At 35.1% G+C, this 11,014-nt stretch carries 12 protein-coding genes and 1 pseudogene; 5 read left to right on the top strand and 8 right to left on the bottom strand.

Going from position 1 to position 11,014, the window contains the following annotated elements:
• Nucleotides 1–501, bottom strand: a 501-nt coding sequence (locus tag MF4640_RS13890; protein ID WP_078389966.1) for a hypothetical protein, incomplete at its 3' end; no start/stop codon positions are given.
• A gap of 87 nt (nt 502–588) precedes the next feature.
• On the opposite strand from MF4640_RS13890, the gene MF4640_RS13885 reads away from it, so the two are divergent.
• A complete protein-coding gene (locus MF4640_RS13885) occupies nt 589–798 on the top strand; it encodes a helix-turn-helix domain-containing protein (RefSeq protein ID WP_074947864.1) in 210 nt (69 codons plus the stop codon).
• Nucleotides 799–826: 28 nt separating this feature from the next.
• On the opposite strand, the gene MF4640_RS13880 is transcribed toward MF4640_RS13885, so the two are convergent.
• From MF4640_RS13880 to MF4640_RS13855, 6 genes are all read right to left on the bottom strand, one after another.
• The gene (locus MF4640_RS13880; protein ID WP_078389965.1) at nt 827–1,123 is read right to left on the bottom strand and encodes a hypothetical protein; all 297 of its coding nucleotides are present in this window, start codon (nt 1,121–1,123) and stop codon (nt 827–829) included.
• An 11-nt stretch (nt 1,124–1,134) separates the two neighbouring features.
• Nucleotides 1,135–1,551: a hypothetical protein gene (locus tag MF4640_RS13875; protein WP_078389964.1), complete on the bottom strand. Its 417-nt coding sequence runs from the start codon at nt 1,549–1,551 to the stop codon at nt 1,135–1,137.
• Entirely contained in the window at nt 1,544–3,394 is a 1,851-nt protein-coding gene (locus tag MF4640_RS13870; RefSeq protein WP_078389963.1) for a hypothetical protein, read from the bottom strand. Before MF4640_RS13870 ends, MF4640_RS13875 begins: the two co-directional genes overlap by 8 nt.
• Nucleotides 3,395–3,471: 77 nt before the next feature.
• A complete protein-coding gene (locus MF4640_RS13865; protein ID WP_078389962.1) occupies nt 3,472–3,666 on the bottom strand; it encodes a hypothetical protein in 195 nt (64 codons plus the stop codon).
• Complete coding sequence (locus tag MF4640_RS13860) at nt 3,659–5,449, bottom strand: hypothetical protein (protein ID WP_078389961.1); 1,791 nt, start codon at nt 5,447–5,449, stop codon at nt 3,659–3,661. Before MF4640_RS13860 ends, MF4640_RS13865 begins: the two co-directional genes overlap by 8 nt.
• A gap of 5 nt (nt 5,450–5,454) precedes the next feature.
• Complete coding sequence (locus MF4640_RS13855) at nt 5,455–6,837, bottom strand: tyrosine-type recombinase/integrase (RefSeq protein ID WP_078389960.1); 1,383 nt, start codon at nt 6,835–6,837, stop codon at nt 5,455–5,457.
• 97 nt (nt 6,838–6,934) lie between these two features.
• Between MF4640_RS13855 and MF4640_RS13850 the strand changes: the two are divergent.
• From MF4640_RS13850 to MF4640_RS13840, 3 genes and pseudogenes are all read left to right on the top strand, one after another.
• Nucleotides 6,935–7,333 (top strand): annotated as a pseudogene (locus MF4640_RS13850) (alpha/beta hydrolase-fold protein); the annotation flags it as partial.
• A gap of 126 nt (nt 7,334–7,459) precedes the next feature.
• The gene (locus MF4640_RS13845; protein ID WP_058869005.1) at nt 7,460–8,569 is read left to right on the top strand and encodes a YjgN family protein; all 1,110 of its coding nucleotides are present in this window, start codon (nt 7,460–7,462) and stop codon (nt 8,567–8,569) included.
• Between the two features lie 10 nt (nt 8,570–8,579).
• The gene (locus MF4640_RS13840) at nt 8,580–9,638 is read left to right on the top strand and encodes a M48 family metallopeptidase (protein ID WP_078389959.1); all 1,059 of its coding nucleotides are present in this window, start codon (nt 8,580–8,582) and stop codon (nt 9,636–9,638) included.
• A gap of 18 nt (nt 9,639–9,656) precedes the next feature.
• On the opposite strand, the gene MF4640_RS13835 is transcribed toward MF4640_RS13840, so the two are convergent.
• Nucleotides 9,657–9,932: a DUF2218 domain-containing protein gene (locus tag MF4640_RS13835; protein ID WP_078389958.1), complete on the bottom strand. Its 276-nt coding sequence runs from the start codon at nt 9,930–9,932 to the stop codon at nt 9,657–9,659.
• A 178-nt stretch (nt 9,933–10,110) separates the two neighbouring features.
• Between MF4640_RS13835 and rpe the strand changes: the two genes are divergently transcribed.
• Nucleotides 10,111–10,797 (top strand): ribulose-phosphate 3-epimerase, encoded by a 687-nt coding sequence (rpe, locus tag MF4640_RS13830; protein WP_078389957.1) that lies wholly within the window; start codon nt 10,111–10,113, stop codon nt 10,795–10,797.
• Nucleotides 10,798–11,014: the final 217 nt, after the last annotated feature.

The following is an 11,014-nucleotide window of genomic DNA, read 5'->3' as shown; positions in this document are numbered from 1 at the left end:
TTGTTGGTACGTTGCGTGTGTCGCGTATGTGTTTTCGCGTTGGATGTTCGGCAGCGTCTGATTTGTATAATCTATTTGTTTTTTTCTATTTTCTTTAAGTTGTTCAATTTTGAATTGAAGGTCAGGATAACTTTTTTTTAATTCTTCATACATCTCTATTTCATTGCTAAGGTTTAAAATTTCTAATTTAAGCTGGTTTTGCTCGTCTATAAGTTTATCAATAGTATCATAAGGCTCGTTACAGAATTGATCTCTAAGATTCATCATTTCATCTGTTTCGGTATAGGTTGTATAGGGATTTTTAGCATCGTCTATTATTAAATATCCTTTTTTTACAAGTCGTTGTACTAAACGATAGACATTTTGGTAATTGATATTATTGTTTTCTACTCCTAAAAGTATGACTTTAGCTAATATATCACTGACTTGAAATGATGAGATTCGATAGCTACATAACACTCTCATAAATTGAGGGAATAGTGGTAAAGATTCTAGGTGCATGACAATCTTTGATAAATAATGAGGATTATAGTCCGTGGATTAAAACACTTCAATTCCTGATAGTTCTTGTATTTATGGTTATCAACTATGAATACAGAATTAGCCTTGTCAATTGGCTCTAAAATTAGAGAAGCTCGAAAAAATAAATCAGTAAGCCAAGAACAGTTAGCATTGCTGACAACAATTGATCGTAGTTATCTTGGGCGAATTGAACGAGGTGAGGTGAGTGTGACAGTCGAAAAGTTAGCTCAGATTGCCCATGTATTGAACGTAGATATAAAGAGTTTAATACCTTAAAACCTGTTTTCGAATGTCCGTTCTAGTTCTAATAGTGCCTTTTTCTCAATTTTAAATATTCTTTAATTGACCATAAGAAGCTACCAATAAGAACTATTTCGAAAAAAGCGATACGACGCATTTTTTCGTAGTGTTTTACGAAAATAGGGGTGAAATCAATAATAGACTTTGATGTTTTATTGGCAGCTTCTAGAAGTAAATGTTGCATCCATACATCTAGTAAAATAAATAAAATCATACCAAAACAAGGCAAGAATAATATTGCTTTCCGTCTATGCAGAATTTCTACAAATGTATAAAACTCATTAATTAACCAGTCTTTCATGAAAAATTTCTCTAATTTTTATTGATCTTAAAGCCTATGATTTTATTATTGTTTTCCTCACTAAGAAACTGATTTTCTCGTTTCAACCTATGATTTTCGAAAATTAAAGAGTTGATTTGGCTAAGTTGAACATCATATTTATACTGAAGTTCATTCAATTGTTGCTTGAGCTTTAAAGCTTCATTTTGCATTACAATTTTTGAGTTCTTCTTACTATATTCCTTGCCAAGTCTTTTTGCTTCAGCTTCCCTAATATTATCTAATAACTCTGCAAGTTCAGGACGGGAGCGCTTTACAGCACCTCTTTTCAGGCCAGCTTCTAATGCTACCGTATCATTATTGATTTTTGAGCCTTTAGGTACTCGAATAGGTGCATTAGCAATTAGCCGATTTAGTGCTTCATTAAGATTCACTAAAGCTTTAGACATTTTTTACCTCTATGTATTTCTTACGAAGTTTTTCTAGAAGTTGTTCGACTGCTTTGACTTCTTGCATATACTGCTCATATAACAAAGACTCGTTTGTATTTAATTTTTCATCAGCAATTTTAGCATATGCGTTTTTTGCTAATTCCAGAGCATCAATGGAGTCTTCGTTGAAAATTGAATAAGAGCAGGGGATACATGCGGTAATATAAGAAAATCCTAACTTATTACAACCTGAAGTACGTGAGCATCCACCCAAAACTGTTTTTCGATAAGCAATTTTTCCTTCAAAAACATACTTTTCCGTCTGTTTTTTATCAGTTAAAAATACAGGAGCTTTATTTTGTTCTTTAAGAACTTGTAGTCTAGTACCTTCACCTCCAAATAAAGGCGTATCTTTTTGTACAACATCCTTTGTGAAATCAGATAATTGTTCATATAAGGTTTGATTTCTGTATTCCTTGATTAGACTGGATTCATACTCTCTACCTGTAAGATTTTGATCTTGTATTATATTTTGAGCATTCATATAGTTTTTGCCGTAGTACAGCGTCATATCATAAGTGATATGTTTCAATTGACGTTTTAGTGTTGGAATATTCACTAAACCACTTCGAGCACTGTATACCGTCAAAGATCTTCGAAACTGGTGGGTAGTAAACTTCCAAGGTTTTCCGATTTCAAGTTTATAGTCTTCCAACCAATTAATTAAGGGATTAAAAGTATGTAACTCATGTAAATCATCTTCTGTGAAAATAATGGGATCTATCGCTCTATAAATTGAATAATGATCTTCCATAAATCCGCCTAAAGGCATCTCAAAAATGGGATGGAATGATTTTTCATGCTTAATGGCAAATGATGGAAATAGAGGATATGATTCAAGTTCTAAATATGAAATGATTCCTCGTTTAGCACACCATGATTGATGTATTTTTGCCAGTTTCTGTAATGTATCAATAACATGGTGAATTACACTAGATGAAACCCAATACGTTGCGACGGCTCCAACTTGAGTAAACTTACTGGTAGTTCCTTTTAAAACCCATGCTGATGGCAGATTTCTTCGTTTTATCTCCTGATATGATTCATAATATAAATTTAATGCTTCTGATCGACGCATTCCGCTAAAGCACAGTAGTAGAAAGGCTCCTAAATTTTGAATAGACTGAATGAAGAATAAGACACGTTGACTAAACCTTAAGTCGTATTTCTTACTTAATTCGGTTAGTCCGTGTTTTTCTAGCATTGCTTTAAATATTTGGGGTTTCTGACGGTGATTATTCCCTTCTTTATAAGTATGGAAGTCATTTTCACGAACCAAATTATGAATTCCATTCATATATGGCTGTATTTCATCAAAAAAATTTAAACCACTATCAATAAACTGCCCGTAAATTCTAGATGGAATTAAAAGCGTCTGTTTATGCTCTTTCATTTCAGAATGCTGAGATTTTTTTATTTCTTGAATATATTTTTCACTAAACCCAAAGTTATCAATCTGATAAAGCATTCCTGCTTTATTAATAGAATTTAATACACTTAGATACTTCTTTTTACTTTCCCAACTTAATTCTGATAAATGATTTTTTAATGCTTTGAGCAGTAATCCATTTTTTCTCATTTTTGTGAAATCACAATTATAATCTAAGCACAAATAAGCAATTTTTCTAATCATGGCAAAATTATTGTATATAGTTGCCAATGTAATGTTGTTATCTCTTCTTTTTCTTGAAAATAAAAGATAAAACAAGGTAATTTTTATTTGGTGTGACAGAATGCCCTTATTGTTTGAAGGGTGATTTAAAGTAAAGTCAATTTCGGATTGCTTAGGGCTTTGTTGCACAAAGATTTCATAACTATATGATTTTAAAAGTTTTGATTATTTTTTGATCCAAAATTAAATTTATTTAAATCAGATGCTTACATATTTATGCAACAAAGCCATTGCTTAGTATAATTATGAGCGTAACAACCTAGCTCCCAAATCATACTTTCAAAGTAGCTTAATGGGTTTCCTAATTCATCTAAACTAATGACAGTATCATTTTTAGGGTGGTGATTAAATTCTTGTTTTGATGCTCCAAATGTATTTTCAAGAGCAGGGATATTATTCATAAAAACTTACCCCTAAATCTGTAAGTGTATTTAGCATAATTTCAAAAAATAGACTTAGTTTTCCAGTGCTTATTAATTTTGAACTAAACATAATAGTTTTTTCATTCTTCGGATTATTATTAAGAATAGAATCCAGCACATCATTTATTTTTTGAATAACAAGTAAAAGATTTTCTGAGTTTTGGCTAGAATGTGCCATTTCAAAAACTTTTTTAGCGGATAAAAGCTTATGAATATCCTCTTTGTCTGTATGGATGACATAGTTTTCGCAAAATAAACATGAAACTGGGTTGGAACAATTTGGTGTATCTAGATCAATATCTTGGTAAATACTTTGAAGTTTAGGTGCTTTAGTGAAACAGTGACCCATGTCAGTACTTAACGTGTTAGCCAAATTTAGCCTTATGGTTGAAGCAGTATTCGATATGATCGGTGCTGAAGTAGAGATACTTTGAAAGGTATTAGTCATTTCAGTTAAGACTTGAGACTCAGTAGCTTCTGTGTATGAGCTAGCAACGATTTGAGGAGTATTCCCTAGTTTTTTTGCTACTATATTTAGATTTTTGCTTTCATTGTGATAAATATTAGCAATAGTTGACCTTAATTTTGATAAGGGAATCCAGTCAATTTTATGGAAGTTTTTTATAAACCATGTTCTAAATATATTATGTTGGTTTTCGGAATAAGATATTACAAAGTGACCCTCATAAAGGGTATTAGTATTATTTAAACCTAAAAAAAGTAAATTTTCATTTTTTTCAAAGGTACTGTGGAGTTCGTAGTTATTTAATATCCATTCTCTAAAATCTAAATAACAAAGTAACAATTTTCTAAATTTTATAGGTAAAGTTAATTCAATTATTTTATAGCCAGCTCTCGGTTTTGTTGTGATAATTCTCGTACCTTTAGTTGAAGATTGTAAGTCTTTTACGTCAGAGACTTTTAACTGGTATATTTGAGAAGCATTCAGCGCTGATGCTGATACAAAACAATTGATGAATGCCGTTATTGCTAAATTAACTATTTTTGCATTGTTTTGATTGATTTTATTTAGATTGGTTTTTTCAATTTTTTTGTTGTTAGTTACATCTTCAAGTGAAATATCAATGTTATTATTTTTTATGTGGATTGGTAGTTCTTTCTTGTTAATCAAGAAGTCAGAAAAAATTAAAAATATTGTTTCATTTATCTGAAAGAAATTTTGAAATTTATGCTCATCAACTGGAATATTATGTTCTTTATGTTTGGATGCGATTTCTATATAAGAGTTTTTTACTTCTTTAATATCAATTTCCAGTGATCTTGATAAAATTTCTGCAAAAACATGTTGTTTTCTATTGTATTGACCAAGATCTGTAATCGAATTTTTAAGTTTAGTTGCACGATCCATAATTAGATATTGTGTATAGTCTCGATATATATCTAATGCTTGAGACCTTTCTTGTAATTCAAATACACCATAACGAGAATATAGCTCCTTAATTACATTTCTAATTACTTTAAAATAATGTTTAATTGAGGCATGAGAATACCTTTGAGTCATATCTAAAATATATTCATGTAAAGGCGTTATTAACTCTATAAATAATGATTTTTTATCAACTAACGCATAATGTGTTTGTCTATTCATTGCTGTATGATTTTGAAAAAAAATTGTACCAAAATCTAAGTATGAAATTTTTCCAACAACTTTTAATTTTAAAACGACATTAGGCAAAAAAGAAGTAGATAGGGCGTCATAATCTTCAGGGAAAAGATATTTAATGTCTCGTTCTTCAAACATGATATTTAATTAATTCCTTGATAATCAAATAGTATCTCTTCAAATTTTTTGTCTACCGCAGTATTAGATTTTGAATAAGTAACGTACTTAACATAGTGAATTGTACTCATGATATTTCGATGACCCATTCTGCTTTGAATGTAGGGTAAAATTTTATCAATATCATTGACATGCTTTGAGGCAGATAGAAGCAGGTTGACTCCAAAAGTTGCACGTAAATCATGTAGAGTGAATGTCTTTATATCTTCTTTATTCTTGTGCATCAGATCAATCAATTTAGTCAGTGCTTGTCTGGCTGCATTACCTCTATGTATTGAAGACTTTATTTCTTTGGAAAATAATTGAAGATTTCGATCCTCAATTTCTTTGATGGATGTGTAGTATGGGTTTCCATGTTTAGTAAGAAAGACGTAATTTTGATTTTCAACTTTATAAAGGCTCTTAGATGCTCTTTTCTTCCAAGATTCAGAGCTTAAATATTGATCTATATCTTTGATTAACCATGCTGGTACTTTTAAATTGTGTTCATAGCCACCCTTAGTATCAATAATTGATTTTCCGCCTATTCGAATGCTGTAGGTATCATCAGCACTATTCAGCATTTGTTTAGTAAGTAACTCTTTTATATGAAATGCTCTTAACGTACAGATAGTTTGTAATCTTGCCCCAGTGTATAGAGCTATATAGCAAATAAGTTGAAAATCTCTAGATGCATATTGTTCTAAATATTGAAGAAAAATTTGCTGTTCAATCGTAGAAAGTGGGTGAAGTCTTCCACCATCGATAATTTCATTTCCATATCGAGGATTAGGACTATGTCGAATTTTCAGATTTGAACTATTCACCTGTTTTGTATAAATATCACCTGAAGAAGTAATACATGACACATAGGTTTTAATTTTTTCATATGGTCGATTCTTTAATTCATCAGGGGTAAATACATTTTCTGCAATTAAGAAATCATAAAAACGTAAAATTCTGTTCATCCGTTGACGAGCAGTGCTTGGTGAAATTAAACCAAGTCTTATCCTTTGCAAAAGTGATGTATGGAATTGATAAGTCACTCTTTTTTCAGGCTTAGGAGGGAGGTGTAAGATATCTAATTCATTTTCCTCTAAGAATCTTAAAAAATCTATTAAGTCTGATGCAACAGACTCTAATAGAGCAGTGCTTTTTTTCTCATTGATGAGTAAGTGATTGAAATAATTTGAAGATAGATGCCATACAGTATTATCACTTTTGATCAATGATGGAAATCTTGGGCAATAGATACTTTCCATTTGGTCAAAGCTATTTGTTATGGAGTCAAAATAAGTTGGACGGTATTCTTTTATAAAATTTATATGGGCTTTAGATTTAGAAAAATACGGCTCTAATTTTTTGCTCATGTTTACCCACTCACTAAATAGTATCTATTTACAACATGCTATAAATTCCATATAGTTTTTACAGCACGTTGAGAAGCATACTACACAAAGTACATTGAGCATGGGCGGTCATGGTGCTTTAACCTTGGCCTTGAAATATCCTGAGAAGTTTAAGTCGGTGTCTGCATTTGCCCCGATTTGTGCACCAAGCCAATGTCCTTGGGGTGAAAAAGCGTTTTCAAACTATTTAGGTTCAGATCAAGCTGAGTGGCTGAAACATGATGCAAGCGCTTTGGTCCAAACAAAAACAGCTCATTTTGCTGATATTTTAATTGATCAGGGTTTGAGTGATCAGTTTTATAGCCAGCTCAATCCTGCATTATTTCAGCAAGCCTGTCAGGCTGCGGGCCAGCCACTGACGCTTCGCGAACATGCAGGCTATGACCATGGTTATTACTTTATTCAAAGTTTTATTGATGATCACCTGCAGTTTCATGCCGTACAGCTCGAATCTTAAATCTTGATTTGTCATATTTATTCTTAATTTTTGACTAGAAATCATCCAGCACTGGCATTAACATGGTTGGGTGATTGATTTTTTGTTCTTAAAAAATAAAACAGTAAAATAATAGATAGGGTATACATGCAAAATTCAGAGGCATCTTTGCCACCTGTAGAGGCTTCTTTTGAAGCAAGCTGGCCACCTCCACCAGCCGTTCCCACGGATGAGCCAAACGCCTATTTGGGACAGACCTTTCGTTTCCAATTCCGTGGTAATGCCCGAGAGTACTTTGGCATTTGGATTGTGAATATCTTATTGACCATTGTTACCTTCAGTTTATATGCGCCTTGGGCGAAGGTTAGACGCTTACGCTATTTTTATGGCAATACGGTGTTTTATCGCCGCAAGTTTGATTTTACGGGTGTACCTACACGCATCCTGATTGGTCGAATTATTGCTTTGGGCGTGTACTTTGGCGCTTCAGCTTTGGCTCAAGTATCTTGGCAAGCTTCTTTAATTGGTTTCCTCATCATATTTCTACTTGTGCCGTGGTTGGTACGTTCTACTATTCGCTTTCGTGCAAGAAACAGTAAATTTGGTAATAGCCGCTTTTATTTTACAGGCACAACCAAAGAAGCCTATATCTTGGCGCTGAAAGGCATTTTGATTTACATTTTTACCCTCGGGATCTTTTTCCCAGTGCTGTTTTGGTATTTTAAAAAATACACGCTGGATAATTTACAACTCGGGCAGTTACGTTTTGAGCTACATGCCGATTGGCCTGACTATATGCGTGCCATGTATGTGCCCGTATTTTTGTTTATTGGAATTGTCTTTGTTTTAGGGTTATTCGTTGCCTTCACCCTTCAAGTTGGGAGCAGTTCTCTAACCCAGTTTGGGATCATCGTGGCGGTAATTTATATGATTGCTGCTTTTATGATTTGGCCGTTGATGATGGCTCGTATTTTTATTACCACATGGAATAAAGCCACGTTGGGGCGTAGTCCTTTCCAAACGGACTGTGGTCAGATGCATTATGCATGGATCGTGATGACCAACTGGATTTTAAAAATCCTCTCGCTCGGTTTGTTATCGGCATGGGCTGCGGTGCGTTTGTATCAGTATCAAATTGAGTCATTAACTTTAACCCTAAAAAATGATCCAGATCGTATGTACAATTTGGCTCAAGATGACCCGAATGCCATTGCTGAAGAGCTGAGTGATATTTTTGACATCGATATTTCGCTGTAACGAGGCTTAAATGCAGGAACAAAACATCACCTTTTATGATGGGCAGATTTCTAAGCCTTATCCAGCCACGATTGCACCGATAGATCGCGAAACGGTGTTGATCTGTTATAACCAGCAGCAGCGTCGTTATTACTATGCCGATATGCAGTTGATTGGGGCATTGGGGCAGATTCAACCTGTGATTGAGTTGAAAGATGATGCTCGGATTGAATTTCCACAAGCGTTGCCTGACTGGTTTGAGCTGAACAAAAAGCATGTACAGCATTCGATTTGGAAATTAGAGCGTTCACCAAGTCTCATCTTGTTTAGTGTGGTGTTTGTTGCCGCTTTTATCTTCGCCATTTTAAGATGGGGTATTCCAAGCGCAGCACATTATGTCGCGATGCAACTACCTGCCGATACCATCTATAAACTCGGCGATGAAGCGCAAGAACAAGTGTTTAAGCTGACGGGACCTTCGACTATCCCTCTTGCACGTCAAAAACAAATCATACAAAGCTATCAAGACCTTGTTGCCAATGGGCAACCTGCCAAAGTACTGTTTCGTGCAGGTGGACAAATTGGAACGAATGCTTTAGCGCTGCCAAACAACACCATTATTCTGACCGATGAACTGGTTAATTTAGCCAAAGATGATCATGAAATTATTGGGGTTTTAGCACATGAGCAAGGGCACTTGGTCGAGCGGCATAGCTTACAGCAAGCCTTATCGAGTTTAGGTTTTAGTGTGCTATTGATTGCGGTGACGGGGGACAGTTCGGCCTTATTTACAACTTTGCCTGTGGCTTTGGTTGGTGCCAGTTATTCACGCAATTTTGAAAGTGATGCGGACTTGTATGCCATGCAAGTGCTGGATAAAAACCATATCTCCAGCTTACATTTGGCAAACTTTTTAGCGCGTATGGAAGATGATGCACGTGCCGAAGAGGAAGAAAAGCGGCCGCAAGGGAAGTCCGAAGAGGAAGAGGAGGACGGTGGCATTGGTTCATTTTTCCAAAGTCACCCTGCGACCCAAGAGCGTATTGCGGCTATTCGCCAATTTAACCAACAGCAACGGTTATCAAACTAATTCAATTCAGCCACTTACTTAAACTTGTGTCCATGTTGCCGTGAGCGGCGTTTGTCCCATACGGATCAGATGGTCTAAGACCACGTGTTCTAAGTGACTCAGTTTCTCTTCACTCGCCTCAATGCTGACATATAAATGCTCGGCTTGAGGGCTTAACAGTACCCGTGCTTCAGGCATGATAATGGTAAAACTGCTTGGTTCTTGTTCGATTTCAAACTTATGTTTCCAGTGATTCACCAGTCGTTTTGCAATTCGAGCCGCATCTGTCGTGACAATATCCGCAGTACTTTTCATATTTACCTCGTCGATTGATCATTTACCATAACAGTTTCAAGCCAAATGAAAAGTTGAATGTTGCAACGCTACGTTGCAAATTTAGAAAGCTTAGCGCTTTCTTTTTTCACAAGTCCCAGTTCAAAAGCTGAATTTGCTATAATGCCTTTATTCCCTTTTGTATAAGCCAGGTACACGCATGTCCAAGCCTTATTTAATTGCACCATCTATTCTCTCTGCTGACTTTGCCCGTTTAGGTGAAGACGTTGAACATGTACTTGCAGCAGGTGCAGACGTGGTTCACTTTGATGTGATGGATAACCACTATGTGCCAAACCTGACTTTTGGTGCGGGTATTTGTAAGGCACTCAAGAACTACGGCATCAAAGCCCCAATTGATGTTCATTTGATGGTCAAACCTGTCGATCGCATGATTGGTGATTTCTTAGAAGCTGGCGCGGACATTATTACCTTTCATCCAGAAGCCTCCGACCATATCGACCGTTCTTTACAGTTGATTAAATCAGGCGGTGCAAAAGCTGGTTTGGTCTTTAACCCAGCAACGCCGTTACATTATTTAGATTATGTGCTCGATAAAGTCGATCAAATTTTGTTGATGAGTGTGAACCCAGGTTTTGGCGGTCAAAAATTTATTCCGATGACTTTAGACAAACTGCGTGAAGCACGCAAAATTATTGATGCTTCAGGGCGTGATATTCGTTTAGAAGTGGATGGCGGCGTGTCGCCTGCAAATATTCGCGAGATTGCAGAAGCGGGTGCAGATATGTTTGTTGCTGGTTCAGCTATTTTTGGAAAGCCAGATTATAAAGCTGTGATTGATGATATGCGTGCAGAGCTTGCAAAAGTGGGTGCAGTTAACGTTTAATCTCAGAAGTATAAATACATAGCAGTCTGTGGATAACTTTATGGATAAACTGGTGGATATCTATGTTGATAACGATATGGATAACTTGATTAATATTCAAACGTTTACACAGCAATGGTTTAGTATTTAGACGTTAAATGTATAAAAAGGACTCATTTGAGTCCTTTTTTATGGTGTGAAAGCCTGATTGTTACTGATGATTTATTCATCTGTACTT

Source organism: Acinetobacter sp. MF4640, assembly GCF_002018895.1.
GTDB classification, from domain to species: Bacteria; Pseudomonadota; Gammaproteobacteria; order Pseudomonadales; family Moraxellaceae; genus Acinetobacter; species Acinetobacter johnsonii.
This window is presented reverse-complemented; position numbering and strand designations above follow the sequence as displayed.

What these genes read in the sequence shown, in the direction of transcription:
- MF4640_RS13885 (WP_074947864.1), top strand. Translation starts at nt 589, where the DNA reads ATGAATACAGAATTAGCCTTGTCAATTGGCTCTAAAATTAGAGAAGCT.
- MF4640_RS13880 (WP_078389965.1), bottom strand. Translation starts at nt 1,123, where the DNA reads ATGAAAGACTGGTTAATTAATGAGTTTTATACATTTGTAGAAATTCTG.
- MF4640_RS13875 (WP_078389964.1), bottom strand. Translation starts at nt 1,551, where the DNA reads ATGTCTAAAGCTTTAGTGAATCTTAATGAAGCACTAAATCGGCTAATT.
- MF4640_RS13865 (WP_078389962.1), bottom strand. Translation starts at nt 3,666, where the DNA reads ATGAATAATATCCCTGCTCTTGAAAATACATTTGGAGCATCAAAACAA.
- MF4640_RS13860 (WP_078389961.1), bottom strand. Translation starts at nt 5,449, where the DNA reads ATGTTTGAAGAACGAGACATTAAATATCTTTTCCCTGAAGATTATGAC.
- MF4640_RS13855 (WP_078389960.1), bottom strand. Translation starts at nt 6,837, where the DNA reads ATGAGCAAAAAATTAGAGCCGTATTTTTCTAAATCTAAAGCCCATATA.
- MF4640_RS13845 (WP_058869005.1), top strand. Translation starts at nt 7,460, where the DNA reads ATGCAAAATTCAGAGGCATCTTTGCCACCTGTAGAGGCTTCTTTTGAA.
- MF4640_RS13840 (WP_078389959.1), top strand. Translation starts at nt 8,580, where the DNA reads ATGCAGGAACAAAACATCACCTTTTATGATGGGCAGATTTCTAAGCCT.
- MF4640_RS13835 (WP_078389958.1), bottom strand. Translation starts at nt 9,932, where the DNA reads ATGAAAAGTACTGCGGATATTGTCACGACAGATGCGGCTCGAATTGCA.
- rpe (WP_078389957.1), top strand. Translation starts at nt 10,111, where the DNA reads ATGTCCAAGCCTTATTTAATTGCACCATCTATTCTCTCTGCTGACTTT.